At 43.1% G+C, this 17,901-nt stretch carries 17 protein-coding genes and 1 tRNA gene; 9 read left to right on the forward strand and 9 right to left on the reverse strand.

Annotation, left to right across the window (positions count from 1 at the left end; all coding sequences use genetic code 11):
* Positions 1–50 precede the first annotated feature (50 nt).
* The 4 genes from ASF99_RS08370 to ASF99_RS08385 all read right to left on the reverse strand — a co-directional run bounded on the left by ASF99_RS08370 (position 51) and on the right by ASF99_RS08385 (position 2,885).
* A complete protein-coding gene (locus ASF99_RS08370; protein ID WP_158024754.1) occupies positions 51–932 on the reverse strand; it encodes a helix-turn-helix domain-containing protein in 882 nt (293 codons plus the stop codon).
* Positions 933–938: 6 nt separating this feature from the next.
* Complete coding sequence (locus ASF99_RS08375) at positions 939–1,829, reverse strand: helix-turn-helix domain-containing protein (protein WP_035396959.1); 891 nt, start codon at positions 1,827–1,829, stop codon at positions 939–941.
* 7 nt (positions 1,830–1,836) lie between these two features.
* The gene (locus tag ASF99_RS08380) at positions 1,837–2,721 is read right to left on the reverse strand and encodes a helix-turn-helix domain-containing protein (protein ID WP_326937830.1); all 885 of its coding nucleotides are present in this window, start codon (positions 2,719–2,721) and stop codon (positions 1,837–1,839) included.
* 93 nt (positions 2,722–2,814) lie between these two features.
* Positions 2,815–2,885, reverse strand: a tRNA-Thr gene (locus tag ASF99_RS08385).
* Positions 2,886–3,322: 437 nt separating this feature from the next.
* Here ASF99_RS08385 and ASF99_RS08395 point away from each other — a divergent pair.
* Positions 3,323–4,498 (forward strand): MalY/PatB family protein, encoded by a 1,176-nt coding sequence (locus ASF99_RS08395; protein WP_023468576.1) that lies wholly within the window; start codon positions 3,323–3,325, stop codon positions 4,496–4,498.
* Between the two features lie 261 nt (positions 4,499–4,759).
* A complete protein-coding gene (gene putP, locus ASF99_RS08400) occupies positions 4,760–6,232 on the forward strand; it encodes a sodium/proline symporter PutP (protein ID WP_023468577.1) in 1,473 nt (490 codons plus the stop codon).
* 56 nt (positions 6,233–6,288) lie between these two features.
* Here the strand turns inward: putP and ASF99_RS08405 are convergent, their stop codons facing one another.
* Positions 6,289–7,080: a class I SAM-dependent methyltransferase gene (locus tag ASF99_RS08405; RefSeq protein ID WP_023468578.1), complete on the reverse strand. Its 792-nt coding sequence runs from the start codon at positions 7,078–7,080 to the stop codon at positions 6,289–6,291.
* A gap of 41 nt (positions 7,081–7,121) precedes the next feature.
* Complete coding sequence (locus ASF99_RS08410) at positions 7,122–7,436, reverse strand: hypothetical protein (RefSeq protein WP_023468579.1); 315 nt, start codon at positions 7,434–7,436, stop codon at positions 7,122–7,124.
* 204 nt (positions 7,437–7,640) lie between these two features.
* Here ASF99_RS08410 and ASF99_RS08415 point away from each other — a divergent pair, with 204 nt between their 5' ends.
* The 3 genes from ASF99_RS08415 (at position 7,641) to ASF99_RS08425 (ending at position 9,364) form a co-directional block, all read left to right on the forward strand.
* Positions 7,641–8,123: a GNAT family N-acetyltransferase gene (locus ASF99_RS08415; RefSeq protein ID WP_023468580.1), complete on the forward strand. Its 483-nt coding sequence runs from the start codon at positions 7,641–7,643 to the stop codon at positions 8,121–8,123.
* Positions 8,124–8,249: 126 nt separating this feature from the next.
* Positions 8,250–8,948 (forward strand): queuosine precursor transporter, encoded by a 699-nt coding sequence (locus ASF99_RS08420; RefSeq protein ID WP_029341956.1) that lies wholly within the window; start codon positions 8,250–8,252, stop codon positions 8,946–8,948.
* 59 nt (positions 8,949–9,007) lie between these two features.
* The gene (locus ASF99_RS08425; protein WP_023468582.1) at positions 9,008–9,364 is read left to right on the forward strand and encodes a PilZ domain-containing protein; all 357 of its coding nucleotides are present in this window, start codon (positions 9,008–9,010) and stop codon (positions 9,362–9,364) included.
* A 235-nt stretch (positions 9,365–9,599) separates the two neighbouring features.
* Here the strand turns inward: ASF99_RS08425 and ASF99_RS08430 are convergent, their stop codons facing one another.
* The gene (locus ASF99_RS08430; RefSeq protein WP_055968466.1) at positions 9,600–11,270 is read right to left on the reverse strand and encodes a glycoside hydrolase family 13 protein; all 1,671 of its coding nucleotides are present in this window, start codon (positions 11,268–11,270) and stop codon (positions 9,600–9,602) included.
* A gap of 224 nt (positions 11,271–11,494) precedes the next feature.
* Between ASF99_RS08430 and ASF99_RS08435 the strand changes: the two genes are divergently transcribed.
* From ASF99_RS08435 to ASF99_RS08445, 3 genes are read left to right on the forward strand one after another with little or no spacing between them, the layout of a single operon-like run.
* The gene (locus ASF99_RS08435; RefSeq protein ID WP_023468584.1) at positions 11,495–12,112 is read left to right on the forward strand and encodes a hypothetical protein; all 618 of its coding nucleotides are present in this window, start codon (positions 11,495–11,497) and stop codon (positions 12,110–12,112) included.
* Between the two features lie 48 nt (positions 12,113–12,160).
* Complete coding sequence (locus ASF99_RS08440; protein WP_055968468.1) at positions 12,161–12,955, forward strand: thymidylate synthase; 795 nt, start codon at positions 12,161–12,163, stop codon at positions 12,953–12,955.
* Positions 12,952–13,428, forward strand: a complete 477-nt coding sequence (locus ASF99_RS08445) for a dihydrofolate reductase (protein WP_035396944.1) — start codon at positions 12,952–12,954, stop codon at positions 13,426–13,428. The genes ASF99_RS08440 and ASF99_RS08445 overlap by 4 nt, the downstream gene beginning before the upstream one ends.
* A 50-nt stretch (positions 13,429–13,478) precedes the next feature.
* Here the strand turns inward: ASF99_RS08445 and ASF99_RS08450 are convergent, their stop codons facing one another.
* A complete protein-coding gene (locus ASF99_RS08450) occupies positions 13,479–14,996 on the reverse strand; it encodes a GGDEF domain-containing protein (RefSeq protein WP_055968470.1) in 1,518 nt (505 codons plus the stop codon).
* A gap of 80 nt (positions 14,997–15,076) precedes the next feature.
* Complete coding sequence (gene fumC, locus ASF99_RS08455; protein WP_050677406.1) at positions 15,077–16,471, reverse strand: class II fumarate hydratase; 1,395 nt, start codon at positions 16,469–16,471, stop codon at positions 15,077–15,079.
* 118 nt (positions 16,472–16,589) lie between these two features.
* Between fumC and ASF99_RS08460 the strand changes: the two genes are divergently transcribed.
* Positions 16,590–17,894, forward strand: a complete 1,305-nt coding sequence (locus tag ASF99_RS08460) for a hemolysin family protein (protein WP_055968472.1) — start codon at positions 16,590–16,592, stop codon at positions 17,892–17,894.
* Positions 17,895–17,901: the final 7 nt, after the last annotated feature.

A 17,901-nucleotide genomic window follows, 5' to 3' on the forward strand; every position in this document is an offset into this window, starting at 1 on the left:
GTATAAGATTTCTCATTGGGACAAGCGCCTATATAGGATTACTTTTAAGTCTACTCAAAAGTAAATAATAAGTGTTCCTCTTTTAGATCAACAACTTTTTGTTTAGTCGATTTAAGCTCTAATGCATGCAACAATGTATACGCAACTGTATATGTTTTTTGAAATGAATCTATTCCTACCGCTTCTTGATAGTTACCTAATTGAAAATACAAATGCCCTAAAAGAAAAGTTTGCTGATGAAGTAAACATAATTCAATTCCTTTTTGAATATATATTTTTGATTCTTCAAACAGATCTTGATACAAAAGGATTTGGGCATGATTAAAATAAATTTTGATTAAAGAGGTGACATATAATGAGCTATTAAGACTCTCTAATAAAATTTCGATATCCAAATAAGAATTCGTCGTTAAATGGAATAGCTTATGTTCAGCATATAAATTGGCAATCGCGGTTTTGATTCGAATGAACAAAGTGATTGATTCGTTTTGAACATCCCGTTCAATTAGAAGGTTATTTAATAGGAAAGTCGCGGTCCTAAAATCATACTGATCTTGTTTCAAGTCGACGATGATTCGAAAATATGCATTTAATATGACTAACTCAATATTTTCATTATTATTGTGCTTAGAAATGTATCTCTTGATCTGCTCATACTTTTCATCTCGAAGTAGCGCTGAAACAGTCTGATCAAAGCGTTCCATTTCTTCGTTTTCTTGAAGTTCTTCGAATAAAAGTGCAATTGGAACTTTTAATCGAGTGGCAATTTGCTTCATTAAATCTACAGTGGGTGAATTCAAACCATTTTCAATTTTACTAATCTCAGCTTGGCTACAAATACCATTACACAGTTCGTTTTGTGTCATCTGCTTTTCAATACGCAACTGTTTTATTTTTGTACCAATCGATGAAGTTAGTGAATTCATCTTCATCATTTTTCACTCACTTTCATCTATTGGGAATAGCAATAGTTCTGCTAAATGCACTTCAAGAATTTTTTGATAAGCATGATTATTTGTTGCAATAAAAAAGGAATAGGCAATGGTATATGCCTCTCTAATATCATTATTTGCAGCATGTAATGATTCTAAAAAGAAACCTTTTTGATAATAAAAGTGACCAAGATATGTTAAATCTTGTAGTCTTTTTGTCTCTTCAATTACTTGTTCAACTTCTTGCAATCCTTCTTCAAATCGCTTTAGTCTATACAAATTTCTTAAATAATTGTACATGATTTTCATTTTAATTTTTTTATATTCACAGGTCTGATATGGCATTTTTAATAAATCTTCATAAATTTGGTGAGAATGCGCATATTCCTTATTATTCGTATAGAGAACAGCAATTGCCATTTGAATTCGAATATAAAGAAGAGACGACTGTTCCATGATTTTCTTTTGCGCAACTAATTGAAGTAAGGATGTAATGCATGAACGAAAATCAATATTTCCTCTTTCATATTCAAGCAGGACTTGATAATAATGAATAAAAATTCTAATTTCAAATATGGTTGTAGAGTTAGAATATTGAACTAACTCTGCTGACATTTCCCCATACGTTTTTTCTCTAAAATGCCGTAACATTTTTTGGTCAATTTCGTTCAACTTTTGCGAGACCTGTTCATCCGCAAAAAATAAAGAAATGGGTATTCGTAGTTTTCTAGAAATTTGTTGTAATAAATCAATTGTTGGAATGTTTCTTCCATTCTCGATTTTACTAATCTCAGCTTGACTACAAATATCCTCACACAGTTCCTTTTGAGTCATCCGTTTTTCTAATCGTAACATCTTAATTTTTTTACCAATCGATGAAGTTGGTAAATCTATCATTTTTTGTTCACTCACTTTCATTAATCGGAAATAAGAGGTGATCAGAAAAATAGGTTTCAAGGATTTTTAGATAAGAGTGATTCTGAGTAGCAATGAAAAAAGAATAAGCGGTCGTATACGCTTCTTTTGTTTCTGATTCAGATGCTTTTAACGCCTCTAATAAGATTCCTTTTTGAAAATAAAACTGTCCGAGATACGTTAAATCCTGCAATTGTTTTGTCTCTTCGATGACCTTCTCAACTTCCTGCAACCCTTCTTCGAATCGTTCAAACTCTACTAAATTACGTATGAAATTATACATGATCTTCATTCGAATTTTTTTATATTCTCTTGTTTGATAAGGTAAGTCTAATAGTTCTTTATAGATTTGATGGGCACGACTATATTCTTCGTGGTTCGTATACAGAACAGCAATTACCATCTGAATTCGTGTATAAAGAAGAAATGATTTGTCTTTGATCTGTTCCTGTCTGACAACTTGTAATAAAGAGGCGATACATGTCCGAAAATCAATATTTCCTCTTTCATAGTCTAGTAATTCTTGATGGTAGCGAATTAAAATTTGAGTTTCAACCGCATTATTGACGTTCTCATATTTTGCTAAGTCTTTTGCCATATCTGAGTACGTTTTTTCACGCAAATGCCGAATCATTCGTTGGTCTATTTCATTTAATTTTTGTGAGACGATTTCATCTTCAAAAAACAATGAAATCGGGATGCGTAGTCTTCGACAAATCTGCTGTAACAAATCAATCGTTGGGGAATTTCGACCATTTTCGATTTTACTGATTTCAGCCTGACTACAAATTCCTTCACAAAGTGCTTTTTGTGTCATTCCTTGTTTTTTTCGTTCTTGTTTGATTTTATCACCAACAGAATTGAATGACTGGATGCATAGAGGTCACTCCTCAAATCAAAAATATCGAACTCATGAAAAAAGTCTTCCGTTTCAAGTATATATCACTTGAGACGGAAGACGTGTCTATGCTTCCGGCGAGAATCGAACTCGCACTGCAGCATTACCATTGCTGAGGTCTGCCATTAACCTACGGAAGCTTGTAAAACCTAATTCTAGTATAACTTATAGAAAAAGACAAAACAAGAAGTCGATGCTTTTCAGCTCAACTTCTTGTCACTCATTTACAGTGTAGTTTTCGTTAGCGAGTTATCATAGACGACTAAAACTGAATAATGTTCATCCGCTTTAGACGCAACGAATGTTGAAAATTTTAATGTAATGATGGCGTTTGATCCGACCCCATTATTTTCAAAAAATTCATTAAGTCTTTCCTCTAATTCCTCAGGCGATCGCCCGACGACTACTTTAGAATGCAACATGATCATCACTCCGTTTCATTATGGTAGGTTCGAGTTTAGTAATTGCCTGATCGTATAAATGTTAAACCTTTATTTTTTCGACTTGCCCCACTCTCTCTCTATCCGCTATGGTGAAATGGAGTCATTCAACTATTGAAGAACAGGAGTGAAGTCTGATGGAACAAATCAATTTTGATGAAACGATCGAGAAACGAAATACAGGATCCGTCAAGTGGGACGGGCTCCCTTCGCTATATGGATCAGATGAGCTGATTCCAATGTGGGTCGCCGACATGGACGTCCGTCCACCCCACAATTTGACAGAACGATTGACTAGACGTGCTGCTACAGGTCATTTCGGTTACTCGATGTTTGAAGACGAAGCCAAACGAGCAATTCAACAATGGTTTCAAAAGCGATATGACGTCACAATCACTACTGATTCCATTCTCTACTCAAGTGGTGTTGTTCCAGGACTTGCACATACTGTCCTCGCACTGACGGAACCGAGTGATGAAATCATCATCCAGACACCGGTCTATCCTCCATTTCATCAAATCATTCAGTCTAATCAACGACAACTCATTGAAAATCCGCTTCTTTTAGACGGTGAGACGTACCAGACTGACTTTTCACTTCTCGAACGGCAAATGCGAACAGCACGTATGATGATTCTTTGTAGCCCGCATAATCCAAGCGGTAAAGTCTATCCGAGAGAAGAATTACAACAAATCGTCGAACTCGCGAAGCAACATGATGTTTATCTTGTATCCGATGAGATTCATGCGGACCTCGTCTATACAGGTTCCGTGCACACGCCCATTCTCGGTTTGGATTATGAAAAACTCATTTTAGTGAGTGCCCCATCCAAAACGTTCAATATTCCGGGTCTCTATGCGTCTTATCTAATCGTACCTGACATCTCGATTCGTCAACAAATCGAACGTGTCCAACAACGTCATTTCGTTCACCCGAATGCATTGGCTTCGACTGCGATTTCAGCAGCGTATGGTGATGCTATGAGTGAACAATGGCTGTCACAATTACTTGTGTATTTAGAAGGAAATCGTGACCATGCCATCCGTCGGATTCGCCAAGAGATGCCAAAATTAGACGTTGTCATTCCAGAAGCAACTTTCTTGTTGTGGATCGACTTCAAAGCACTCAAACTGGATAGTAAAACACGAGCAGATTGGCTCGTCAAGGAGGCAAAAATCGCTCTAACACATGGTTCTTCGTTCGGATCTGGCGGAGAAACATTTGAACGGTTAAATATCGGGTGTCCTCGTGCACAATTAGATCAGGCATTAGACCGTTTAAGCTCCGCATACCAACAGTTTTGGACCCATTAACATGACACGAATGATCCTAATTTATTAGGGTCATTTATTTTTCATTTAATTATTCTGAACATTCGAACTAGTAGAACTTCAACAGGGACTAAAACCGTCCCAATCCCTTAAGGCACTAGGCGTAGCGGTACTTTTCATGAATTTGACGTGACTTGCAAAGTCGTTTTATCCCCTGTAAGGTGGGGAACATATCATTTGGCGAATGAGTCAATACATGCTTGATCGCTGAAAAAAACTATTGCATTTGGAGGATTTAACTTTATGACGCAAGAATGGATTTCAATCATCCTGTATCTTGTTCTCATGTTGGCAATCGGTTATTTTGCCTACAAGCGAACGACGAATACAGAAGATTACATGTTAGGCGGACGCGATCTCGGTCCAGGTGTCACAGCACTCTCTGCTGGTGCATCGGATATGAGTGGATGGATGCTCATGGGACTTCCCGGCGCCATGTACGCGACAGGTGTTTCAGCACTCTGGCTCGCACTCGGATTATTGATTGGATGTTACGTAAACTATTTAGTACTCGCACCACGTTTTCGACTTTATACGGAAATGGCGAACGACTCGATTACGATCCCTGATTTCTTAGAGAATCGTTTTGAAGACAAATCACGTGTGCTTCGTACTGTATCAGCACTCGTCATCATCATCTTCTTCACGTTCTACACATCAGCTGGAATCGTCTCAGGTGGAAAATTATTTGTCAGCTCATTCGGATTTGATTACCACTATGGTATGCTCTTGACGATTGCGGTCGTAATCGCCTACACGTTATTTGGCGGTTTTCTCGCAGTTAGTTGGACCGACTTCGTCCAGGGCTGTATCATGTTCATCGCACTCGTGCTTGTTCCTGTCGTCGCATTGACAGACGTCGGCGGAGTCGATGGTGCATACAACTACGCTGAAAAATTAGACCCTTCGTTGTTTGATCCACTTAAAGGAACAACAGTTCTTGGAATCATCGGATTCCTTGCCTGGGGACTTGGTTACTTCGGTCAACCACACATCATCGTCCGTTTCATGGCGATTCGCTCAGTCAAGGATTTAAAAAGCGCCCGTCGTATCGGGATCGGATGGATGTTCATCTCGATTCTTGGTGCGATGATGACAGGACTCGTCGGAATCGCCTATTTCGAAGGTCAAGGAAACGGACTTGGCGACCCGGAAACGGTCTTTATCCGCTTCTCTGACGTACTGTTCCACCCTTATATCACTGGGTTCTTGATGGCTGCGATTCTTGCAGCAATCATGTCGACGATTTCATCACAGTTGCTCGTTACTTCGAGTGCGTTGACAGAAGATTTTTATAAAACGTTCTTGAAAAAGGATGCAACGGATAAACAACTCGTCTTTACTGGTCGAATCTCTGTGCTTCTCGTAGCAATCGTTGCAAGTGTACTCGCTTGGAATCCGTCAGCGACGATTCTTGCACTTGTCGGTTATGCATGGGCTGGATTCGGTTCTGCCTTTGGTCCGATCATCTTGCTTTCTCTCTACTGGAAACGGATGACGAAACAAGGTGCACTGGCTGGTATCATCTCAGGTGCCTTGACTGTCATCATCTGGGTTCAACTCGGACTTAGTACGACGCTTTACGAAATGGTACCTGGATTCTTCACAAGCTTGATCTTTACGGTCGTTGTCAGCTTGATGACGAAACAACCAGTCAATGCCGTTCAGGAAACGTTTGAAGAGATGGAAGACGAATTAAAAGACGCTGTTCAATAATCAGCGAATAACGAGTAAGACCTCTGCCGTATGATTGGCAGAGGTCTTTTTTTGATCTACAGTTCAATCACGCCATAATGCAACTTCGACGTTTTACGCTTTGTTCGTTCGAACCCAAACCGTTCAAACAAGGGGCTCTCATAATGTGCTTTTAAAACGATACGCTGACGTGCCACACGCTTCGCCTCCACCATCGCTTCCACAGATAAAGCTTCATAGTTCGCAAGCGTTCGTAAAGCGTCGAGATGCGTCGATTCTTCGACGGTCTGTTCGAACATAGGATCAAAGTAGATGACATCAAAGGAGTTATCCGGACATTCTTTCAAAAAGGCTAAATGGTGTTTGACTTTCACTTCGATTCGTCGCATCGCTTGATTGATCGGTTCGTAAGATTCTTCCCACCGTTTTAATCCATTCTTGACGACAAATGCTGTCTCAACCCGGCTTTCTAACCCGATGATCCGCCCCCGCTCTCCGATGGAATGACTCATGACAATGGCATCTGCTCCAAGACCAAGTGTGCAGTCAAGCACACGCATCCCTTCCGATAAGCGTCCGATTGTAACGAGAGGATCGCCTCCTCCTGCATCAATTTGTTTGATGCGAAACACCGCACTTGAAGGATGGAAAAAGAACGATGTGGTCTCACCTAGTGGATATAAATCAAGCCGTTGTTTATCGACGACAAGCACCGGTAATCCTGTCTCCTGTTGCAAGTGTTCTATGCTTTTTTTCTGACGCACGACATAGATAAAATGTATCGTCTCATCCGCTAACAACTGCTTCACACGATGATGCACGTCGTCAGTCGGACGAAGACATGTCGTCAGTCCAATGGTTGGTTTCATAATGCGTTCCTCCATAAAAAAATAAGCTAGCCGGAGCTAGCTTATTTCTTTTTCTTCAATAATCCTTCGATATCTTCAATCAATGCTTTTTTCGAAATTAGGTCTTCTTGCTTTTCCTGTTCGACTTTTGCATCGACCGTCGTCCGCTTCATGAGTGCCTGAAGCGTTTCATCGATGCTTGACTTCAAATGATCGCGGTCTTCTTTATTAAGGGAAAGATCATGTTGAACTTCATCCCCTTGTTCATCTAATTGGCGTAAGCGTTCCGTCAATTGTTTCGCTTCACGATTCAAGTCCGAATACAATCGTTCGATTTGCTCTAGACGCAATTTGATTCCGTCACGTTCTGTGAACACGTTTTCCAGCCCCTTCCAGTATGCAGTTGTCTACATCATTACTTTACCATATTCCACGGGAATTAAAACAATCACAAGATGATTACAGAATGACTTTTTTTATATTTGTCACTACGCATCGGCTTTAGTTAATTTTTGCAATTGCACGGAGGGTATCGCTATAATGTAAACGAAGCATCAATTGGGATGAGGGAGGATTTTGTGATGGAATTGAGACGTCGAACATTACGTCATGTCGATCAAGCTGAGTACGATCATTTCTTGAAGTATGGCGAGCAAGCATATGGACTGACTCCGCAAGAAATCAAAGGGTATGACCATGAGCTTGGAGAAGAGCGGGCTTTTGATTCCGTCGAGCACAGCTATCCTGAAGATTATTACTTTGATATCGTTGAAGCGGATACGATCATGGGGCGGGTTCTGCTCTTAAAAATGGGTCACTACTTCCAACTCGACTTCATGGTGTTTGATCCCTATACGCGTCGGGGTCTAGCTACTCAAGCAGTTGCTGAAGCATTGACGTATTCTGGGGTACTAGATCGTCACGAAGTACGCGCGCGTGTCCTTGAACAATCACCACACGCTTCGTTTGCAAAACGCATTTTGGAAGCGAATGATTTTACGTCGACAGAGAACTATTACGTCAAAGGAAGACGTCGTCGGTACTCTCTGCAACGAATGGGCTAAAGACCATCCGAAAGACCATGAAACTCATGGTCTTTTTTTAATGCCCCTCATCGCTTCGTCACCTTTGACAGTTGATGAATTTCAGCGTACAATTTTCATCTGTATGAACAGAAAGGAGTACATCTCATGAACGAATGGTTATGGATCCCTTCCATTTTTTTAACGATGGGATTATTGATTTTCAGTTATTATTTATTTGGTAAGACAGGATTGTTGATGTGGATTGCCATCGCAACAATCATTGCAAACATCCAAGTCACACAAACCGTCGATATTTTTGGTTTCGTCTTCACGTTAGGGAACGTCGTGTATGGCAGTTGTTATCTAGCGACAGATATCCTCAATGAAAAATACGGAAAACAGGTCGCTCGTAAAGGCGTCTATATGGGGTTCTTCTCCCTGATCACGACGACCGTCCTCATGCAGTTCAGTCTCTTGTATACACCACTTGCTGATAAGGCTGCACTCGAAACATCCGATTCCTTGCATTTATTGTTTGGACTCTTACCATGGATTGCTGTTGGTAGTCTTGCCGCTTATCTCGTCTCGCAACTATTCGATGTCTTTATCTATTCAAAGATCCGTCAGAAGACAGGCGAACGTAAGCTTTGGTTACGGACGACAGGGTCAACCGTATTAAGTCAATTGCTTGATACGTTGACGTTTTGTGCGATTGCCTTTCACGATATGCCCTTCTCCATCTGGTGGCAAATCTTCATTACGACGTATCTTGCGAAATTCGTCGTCGCTTGGTTCGCGACACCATTCATGTATTTAGCAAAACGTATCCACCCAACGAAACAATCGACAGACGCTGCTGCATGACCTAAAAAAAACTAGAAGACTTGACGAAATTGTCGGATAATGGGAGTGGAGGTGCCTACATGAAAATTAAACGGAATGAACCCTTTCGATATACGCTGAAAAAACCAATAACAGGTGAATTTCATTTATTGAAAAATGACCAGCGTACTCCTAAAGGGCTGATGAAAATTCATAATATCTCACCGAACGGACTAGCAATCAGCACAGAACTAAAACTTCCACTCCTCAAATCAATGAAAATCGTGGTTGAGTTCTCATTGATCGAGGGTCAAGAACCTTTGTGCATCGAAGGTCAGTTATTGCACGAGAAGCCAGTGGGTCCCGAAAGACTGTATGGCATCCGCCTCAATCCATCAACGACTGATCGTGATACAATCATCGCTCAGGTTAAACAAGTCGCTCAATTGGAGCGATAATTTATAAAGAAAGGGTGGCAGAATGATGATCTGCCACCCTTTTCTCGTAAAAAATGACGCGTCACACGCAACTTCTATAGGAAACAGCGCATTTATGCGCTTCAGAGACAAACAAGACCCGCTTTCCTGCTTGAATGAAGTAGGAAAGCGGGCTTAGTGTCTCGCCTGAGAAAGGGGCGTGAAAAGACGCGTCATTCTTTTTTTGAGTCAGCCCTCTGTTTTATGGCTAGATGAATCAACCTTCAAACGTACGGAAGACGACTGCCTCATAAGGTCGAAGTGTGAGTTCGTCGGTAATGACGGACTCTTCATAGTTTCCGATGACCCGATCTGACGTATCATGCGTAGACGGAATATTCACATCATGATCCGCAAACGAACAGTAGACATACCATGTCTCCCCTTCAAGCGTTCGTGAGTAGGCGTAAACTTCTGGATGATCTTCGAGTAAGAGTTGATAGCGACCATAGACGACGAGCTCATGGTCATGTCGTAGACGAATCAACTGTTGATAGTAATAAAAGATGGATTGCTCATCTGCAAGCGCCTGTTCGACGTTGATTTCCGGATAGTTCGGATTGACCTTCAACCATGGTGTTCCCGTTGAGAAACCAGCGTTCTCCGACGCATCCCACTGCATCGGTGTCCGCGCATTGTCACGTCCTTTGACATGGATGGAACGTAGTAGTTCAGCCGGTGATGCTCCTTGTTCCGTACGTTCTTTCCACATGTTCCGAATTTCGATATCTTCATAGTCTGCAATGTCTTCAAAAGCGACGTTCGTCATACCGATTTCCTCGCCTTGATAGATATATGGCGTCCCTTTTAACAAATGCAATAATGTAGCAAGCATTTTAGCTGACTCGACGCGGTACGTCGTGTCATTTCCGAATCGACTAACGACACGGGGTTGATCGTGGTTGTTCCAATAGAGCGAGTTCCAGCCCGTCTCATGTAAGGCCGTCTGCCATTTGGTGAAGTTTTGCTTGAGTTTAAGTAAATCAAACGGAATGACGTCCCATTTCCCATTCGGACCTGAATCGAGATCCATATGTTCGAACGTAAAGACCATGTTGACCTCTTTACGTGCCGGATCCGTGTAAAGAATGGCATCATCCGTCGTCGCTCCTGGCATCTCACCGACTGTCAGGACATCGTATTTACCGAAGGAGGCTTCGTTCATCTCGTGTAAAAACTCATGGACACGCGGTCCGTTGATATAATGTTCTCCACCATCTCCATACAGTGCTCCTGGATGGACCGTCGCATCTGGTAAGTCAGGTGTCTTCGAAATCAAGTTGATGACATCCATTCGGAAACCATCAATCCCTCGATCCAACCACCGACGAATCATCCCGTACACATCATGACGCATCTGCTCATTTTCCCAGTTCAAGTCAGGCTGCTTCTTCGAGAATAAGTGTAAGTAATACTCATTCGTTGTTTCATCATATTCCCAGGCAGGTCCAGAGAAAATCGATCCCCAGTTGTTTGGTAGCGAACCGTCTGAATTTGCCGGGCGCCACATATAATAATCCCGATATGGATTGTCCTTGCTTTGACGCGACTCCGCGAACCACTGATGTTCATCTGACGAATGATTGATGACGAGGTCCATGACGATTTTGATATCTCGTGCATGTGCCTCATCTAGAAGACGATCAAAATCATCCATCGTCCCGAATTCCTTCATGATGGCTTCATAATCACGGATATCATAGCCATTATCGTCATTCGGTGAATCATAGACAGGACTTAGCCAAATGACGTCGATACCAAGTGTCTTCAAATAATCCAACTTTTCGATGATTCCGTTCAAGTCACCGATTCCATCCCCATTCGAATCATTATAACTACGTGGGTAAATTTGATAAACGACACTATCATGCCACCATTTACGTTCCATCCTCAACACTCTCCTCTTTTATGTACGTAACGTGCTACATATTGAGCAAACGATTGCATCAATTTGTAAAAGCGCTTTCAATTATCACAACGTCATCTTAACATGTCCATGAGAGGTGCTCAAGCAAGAACCTTAACATATTTGATATCATGAAATATGAAATACAAGTGTTTACTACATCCAAGATGATGGGAAAGAAAGGTATGAGAAAGGAGTGTGGACAAATGTATCGTCGATATTTGCTCTTCCTTGTCTGGGCGATTGCTATTGTCTTCATCTTATTATTTGGAAATAATCGTGTCTTTCCAGAAGGTTTCTTGATGTCGTTTTTACGTTTCGACCAAAGTCAATTTGATACATCCGCGTTAAGTTTATTTGCCTTACTCGGCATTTATCCGTTCGCTTTCTTTTTACTATTTCTAGATGAGAAACGATTCATGCGCCCCGGACCGCTCGTCGCAAGTATTGGATCGTTCTTCTTAGGTGCCTTCGTGTTGATGCCTTATGTCGCCCTCGCTATTCCAAGGAAAACGTTTCTTCCTTTTCGTCGTCGCGGGTGGATTCCTACCGTCGTCGCCTTACTTAGCGTCGTGACGACATTATTGCTTTGGATTGCTCTTGCTCGGTCTGATTGGAGTATATTCCGCATCTACTTTGAGACCAATCAATTCGTTCGAACGATGACCGTCGATTTGTTATTATTCTACATTCTGCAAGTCTATCTGCTCCGGCGCATTCGTGTTCGGAATGCACAATCACTAGAGTGGCAAGACGTGATTCCGCTCTTTGGCTTATTCCGTTATCTATTCGCAAGACATTTACCGACATCCTCAAAATCTTAATTTATGGTACAATGAAATTTGGATTTTTCGAAAAGGAGATGTCATCCGATGGAACAATATCATGCACTTTGCGAACACATTTTGGAACACGGAACAAAAAAGGAAGACCGGACGGGAACGGGAACACTCAGCGTGTTTGGTCACCAAATGCGCTTCTCCCTTCAAGATGGTTTTCCTCTCATTACGACGAAAAAGTTACATATGAAGTCGATCATCCATGAGTTGATTTGGTTCATCTCGGGTGATACGAATATTCGTTATCTACAGGAAAATGGTGTGCGGATTTGGAACGAATGGGCCGATGAGAACGGAGATCTAGGTCCTGTTTACGGGGCACAATGGCGCTCTTTTCCACGTCCAGATGGCACGACGGTCGATCAGCTAGCACAAGTCATTGAACAGATTAAGACGAATCCGGATTCTCGTCGTTTGATCGTCAGTGCTTGGAATCCTGGACAAGTCGATGAGATGGCTTTACCACCTTGTCATCTCTTGTTCCAATTTTATGTCGCTGACGGAAAACTATCATGCCAATTGTATCAACGTTCAGCTGATGTTTTCCTAGGCGTACCATTTAATATTGCATCTTATGCGTTACTGACACATATGATTGCTCATGTGTGTGGACTTGAGGTTGGTGACTTCGTTCATACGCTCGGTGACGCTCATATCTATTCAAATCATATTGAACAAGTTAATCTTCAGTTGACGCGTACCCCGAAAAAATTACCGACGCTGCGCTTCGCTCGAACAGTCGATCGTATTGAAGACTTCCGCTTCGAAGACATCATCATTGAAGGCTATGATCCTGATCCGCACATTAAAGGTGTGGTAGCCGTATGATCACACATATCGTAGCGTTTACAAAAAATCATGTCATCGGTCGTGACAATGCGATGCCTTGGCACCTTCCAGCTGATTTAGCTCACTTCAAGCGTACGACGATTGGCAAACCTATCATCATGGGACGAAAGACGTTCGAATCCATCGGACGACCGTTGCCCGGTCGAGAGAACATCGTCATTACGCGCGATCAGACGTTTGCAGCCGAAGGTGTAACGGTATGGCATGATCTATCTGCTTTGCAACCATACGTCGATTCAGAAGAAGAAGTCTTTTTGATTGGTGGTGGAGAGTTGTTTGCTCAAACGCTTCCTCTTGCTCGCCGCCTGTATGTCACTGAAATTGATACGGTTCTTTCTGGAGATGTACATTATCCCGAAATCCCATCTTCATTTCAGATTACTTCCGAAACACATTATGATGCGGTCGAGGGAAACGATTATCCGTTCATCATTCGTCGATATGATCAGTAACTAAAAAACAGCCACATTGCTCCGTATGATGGACGAATGTGGCTGTTTTTTTAAGGAATTTGCATGATCCATTCAGCAATCCATTCCTCCATATCAGAATCGATCTGTGAGGTCATGATATAGTCTGTCGCACCGCATGATAGCGCATTGGCTAAACGATCGTCTTCTTGATCCGTCACGACCAAAGCATCAATGATCGATTCCCGTTGTTGTCTCCACTCCTCTAATCGTACAAAGTTCTCGCTTGCTAACTGATCGAGTGAAAGAATCGCCAATTGTATTGGCGACGTCCGTTGATCATCTAGCGGAATCACCTCAATATGGTATTTCGGATGACCCGGCATATCAAGCGTATGTACCTGTTTAAGGAATCCTTCCTCGACACGGATATAGACTGGTATTTTTTCGATCGATATCGCTGTCGAATAGGACACCACTTGATTACGACCATTACGTTTCGCTTGATACAGAGCTTCATCTGCCTCTGCTGTTGCTTGCGCCAGGGATGTGAGGAGATCAAAAGCAAAGGAGAGACCAATCGAAACCGTTACTTTTAATCCGTTCGCAAAAATATGGCGCTCGACACGCTCGCGAATTTTATTCATACTCGCAACGGCTTGCGGTACTGTTTCTGCTGAAAACAATAAGATGAATTCCTCACCACCGAAACGAATGAATTCATCATCGAGACGAGCGGCTTGTTGAACGATGGTAGCTAGTTCGGAGAGGACCAAATCCCCCGTTGGATGTCCATGTAAATCATTGATCCTCTTAAAATGATCGATATCAAAAATCGCTAACCCAAATGTCCGCTGTTCACGTTCGAGACGTGCTACGCGACGATCAAAGGCATTTTGGAGGTATTTCCGGTTATAAGCTCCCGTCAGTTCATCGACCAAGATCGTCGAAGATACGACCCTTAATTTTCGTAATAGTCTCGCTAGACGAACATGTCGTTCTTCATTCGTCACTGTCTCATCCCAGTAGTCATCGGCTCCCATCTCATAGCTGACTTGACGAATATCAGACCGGTTTGGACCTACGATGATGACGGGAACGAATGCTGACTCCATTTGTTTGATCAGTTTTTGGAACAACTCCAATGATTCCACGATAGATGAATGGTCGATAATGACGGCATCCATAGCAATATCATGTGATATCGACAACGTGTCTTCCACCGAACTGAAGAATCGTGACATATAGCGCTCCTGTTCGAGCGATTTTTTCCATTTGATATTCTCAAGAAAACGTCTTGTCACAGTGACGACCAATTCTTTTCGAATCCGGTTGGCGCGTGAACGGTCCGACAACTGATCGACGATTGGCTGCAGTAATTCTTTAACGATTGGCTGCGTGATGACCGCATTCATTTGTTCCCACATCGCTTTTTCCCGACTCACTTGATCGGCAAGTCCTCTGAACAGTTCCTCTCTCCCGAGTCCTTCAAGCCAGCTTGCCAATGCGAGTAGTTCTGTTCGTGGCACGGCCGGCATCCGAAGTAACGTCTCGACCATGATGATCGTCTGTTGCAGTTGTTTTTCTATTCGTTTTCGACTTCGTTCCATCCAATCCCCTCTCTTTCTATACATCCGAAGAACAATCCTCGGATAAAGAGAAAGCGAGGGAAATCCCCCGCTTTTTCAACTCACGCTTTTAAGTTCGGACGGACCATATCTGCTGGTACGATCCATTGATCATATTGTTCTTCTGTTAATAAACCAGTCGCAAGTGCTGCTTCTTTTAATGTCGAACCTGACTGATGCGCTGCCTTTGCAATTTTCGCCGCATTCTCATATCCGATATGCGGGTTGAGTGCAGTGACAAGCATCAACGAACGTTCGACGTTCTCAGCGATAACGGACTGTTCTGGTTCGATTCCGATTGCGCAGTGGTCATTGAACGAATGCAAGGCATCTGTCAGTAAACGAACCGATTGTATGAAGTTATACATGATGACCGGCTTGAAGACGTTTAGTTCGAAGTTTCCTTGACTTGCAGCAAAACCAATCGTCGCATCGTTTCCAAGGACTTGCGCTGCGACCATCGTCAACGCTTCACTTTGAGTCGGATTGACTTTCCCCGGCATGATTGAGCTTCCCGGCTCATTTTCTGGAATCGTGATTTCGCCGATTCCTGCTCGTGGACCTGACGCGAGCCAGCGAACGTCGTTTGCGATCTTCATCGCGTCCATCGCTAACGCTTTGACCGCTCCATGTGTAAAGACGAGTTGATCGTGGCTCGTTAGGGCGTGGAATTTGTTTTCTGCGCTCGTGAATTCATATCCCGTCTCCTCGCTCATCTTTTGCGCAGCCAAATCACCGAACTCAGGATGTGCGTTGATGCCCGTTCCAACAGCCGTACCTCCGATTGCTAATTCTGTTAACGGATCAAGCGTCCGTTCGATCATCTGCTTCGAAAGTGCAAGCATCCGGACCCAACCGCTGATTTCTTGACCGAGTGTGATCGGTGTAGCATCTTGCAAGTGTGTCCGTCCAATCTTGACGATATCCGCAAACGCGTTCGCTTTTTCGTCAAGTGTCGCATGCAACGCATCGATTGCTGGGAATAGTGATTCCAGCAAGACTGTCTTCGCCGCTAAATGCATCGCTGTCGGATATGTATCATTTGAACTTTGTGATTTGTTGACGTCATCATTCGGATGAATCGTCGTCTCACTGCCTTGTTCTTTTAACTTGCGTGTCGCGACCCGAGCGATCACTTCATTGACGTTCATATTCGACTGTGTACCTGAACCCGTTTGCCAAACGACAAGCGGAAACTCATCATCGAATTTCCCCGCGATGATCTCGTCACATACTTCAGCGATGACACCCGCTTTTTCTGCCTCAAGCACGCCTAAGTCGCGGTTCGCAAGCGCCGCTCCTTTTTTCAGGACTGCAAAGGCACGAATAACTTCAATCGGCATTTTTTCCGTTCCGATCTTAAAGTTTTCTAGACTACGTTGTGTTTGTGCGCCCCATTCCTGCGCTTCTGGTACACGAATTTCCCCCATCGTGTCACGTTCTACACGGTATTCCATAAACAAATTCCCCCTTTTGATTATTTCTCTTTTAGTTTAACGCAAAAGTAGACAGAATGGGAATGAGAGAGACAGTTTTCGGGAATAGTTTATTATCGAAAAAAGGAGTGAAGATTTCATGTGGTTGATTAACTTAACGATTGTACTGCTTTTGATTCTAGCAAACGGTATTTTTGCGATGACTGAACTCGCTTTGCTTTCCTCAAAACGGTCCAAATTAGAGAAAGCAGCGAATGATGGCAAAAAGTCAGCCCATGTTGCGTTAGAGTTACTTGATCGACCAACCGATCTGTTATCGACTGTTCAAGTCGGCATCACGTTAATCGGCATCGTCAATGGTGCCTTTGGTGGTGCCGCTCTCTCAGGACCGGTCATCAAGTGGCTTGCTCAATTCGCGTGGCTCGCCCCTTATGCCAGTACGATCGGCTATATTCTAGTCGTAACGATCATCACCTATATTTCACTCGTCATCGGTGAACTCGTTCCTAAACGTGTCGCCCTTGTCAGCCCAGAACGGGTCACGATGTGGCTTGCCCCACCGATGCGTTTTTTCTCGATTGTACTTCGACCATTCATTTGGGTTCTAAGTAAGTCGACGAGTTCCATCTTCCGTTTGATTGGTCTGGATCGCCTGCAAACAGAAGACGAGACGGAAGACGAAGTCCGGCAATTACTGATTCGTGGTACGCAAGAGGGAACCTTCAACCGGTCTGAAGCGGAGCAAGTCTCTCGTGTGTTTGATTTTCATGATTTGTACGCGTACGAACTGATGGAGCCGCGTACCGTTACCGAATGGATTGACTTAGCGGATGACTCCGATACGATCTTACAAGAGCTCCGGCAAGCGCGACATCGAAACTTACCGGTTGGTCATGGTGACTTGGATCACTTTGTCGGTTTCATCGATGCGAAAGAGGTGCTATCAACTGAACGACCTGTTCAAGAACTTGAACGACTGATTCAATCACCACTGATCGTTCCCCGTCAATTAAAAGCAACCGTCTTGCTTGAACGGATGCGCAAAGAGACGGTATCCATCGCCTTTGTTCTTGATGAATACGGTGGTTTCCTCGGCATGATCACCTTATTCGACATCCTCGAAGCATTCGTTGGCGAAATTTCAAGCGTCGAGGAAGAACCGGAACTCGTCATGCGAAAGGATGGCTCCTTCCTCGCGGATGGTCTATTGCACATCGATGATTTAAAGCGGACGCTCGGTTATACAGAAGACTTACCCGGTGAACAGTTGAACGCCTATCATACGGTTGCTGGTTTGATTCTATATACGTTAGGTGATGTACCCTCCCGTGGAAGTACTGTCGAAATTGGACCGTACCGGTTTGAAGTCGTTGATTTAGACGGACGACGCGTCGACCAAATTCTGATCGAGCGCATCGAACATGAACAAACACCCCTACCGTGAGGATAGG

Origin of the sequence: Exiguobacterium sp. Leaf187 (genome assembly GCF_001423925.1) — a bacterium.
Lineage (GTDB): Bacteria > Bacillota > Bacilli > Exiguobacteriales > Exiguobacteriaceae > Exiguobacterium_A > Exiguobacterium_A indicum.

Excerpts from the sequence above, each read along its gene's own strand:
- fumC (WP_050677406.1), bottom strand. The coding sequence starts at position 16,471 with ATGGAATACCGTGTAGAACGTGACACGATGGGGGAAATTCGTGTACCA.
- ASF99_RS08445 (WP_035396944.1), top strand. The coding sequence starts at position 12,952 with ATGATCACACATATCGTAGCGTTTACAAAAAATCATGTCATCGGTCGT.
- ASF99_RS08375 (WP_035396959.1), bottom strand. The coding sequence starts at position 1,829 with ATGATAGATTTACCAACTTCATCGATTGGTAAAAAAATTAAGATGTTA.
- ASF99_RS08440 (WP_055968468.1), top strand. The coding sequence starts at position 12,161 with ATGGAACAATATCATGCACTTTGCGAACACATTTTGGAACACGGAACA.
- ASF99_RS08430 (WP_055968466.1), bottom strand. The coding sequence starts at position 11,270 with ATGGAACGTAAATGGTGGCATGATAGTGTCGTTTATCAAATTTACCCA.
- ASF99_RS08425 (WP_023468582.1), top strand. The coding sequence starts at position 9,008 with ATGAAAATTAAACGGAATGAACCCTTTCGATATACGCTGAAAAAACCA.
- ASF99_RS08370 (WP_158024754.1), bottom strand. The coding sequence starts at position 932 with ATGAAGATGAATTCACTAACTTCATCGATTGGTACAAAAATAAAACAG.
- ASF99_RS08450 (WP_055968470.1), bottom strand. The coding sequence starts at position 14,996 with ATGGAACGAAGTCGAAAACGAATAGAAAAACAACTGCAACAGACGATC.
- ASF99_RS08415 (WP_023468580.1), top strand. The coding sequence starts at position 7,641 with ATGGAATTGAGACGTCGAACATTACGTCATGTCGATCAAGCTGAGTAC.
- ASF99_RS08420 (WP_029341956.1), top strand. The coding sequence starts at position 8,250 with ATGAACGAATGGTTATGGATCCCTTCCATTTTTTTAACGATGGGATTA.
- ASF99_RS08395 (WP_023468576.1), top strand. The coding sequence starts at position 3,323 with ATGGAACAAATCAATTTTGATGAAACGATCGAGAAACGAAATACAGGA.
- ASF99_RS08435 (WP_023468584.1), top strand. The coding sequence starts at position 11,495 with ATGTATCGTCGATATTTGCTCTTCCTTGTCTGGGCGATTGCTATTGTC.
- ASF99_RS08405 (WP_023468578.1), bottom strand. The coding sequence starts at position 7,080 with ATGAAACCAACCATTGGACTGACGACATGTCTTCGTCCGACTGACGAC.
- putP (WP_023468577.1), top strand. The coding sequence starts at position 4,760 with ATGACGCAAGAATGGATTTCAATCATCCTGTATCTTGTTCTCATGTTG.
- ASF99_RS08460 (WP_055968472.1), top strand. The coding sequence starts at position 16,590 with ATGTGGTTGATTAACTTAACGATTGTACTGCTTTTGATTCTAGCAAAC.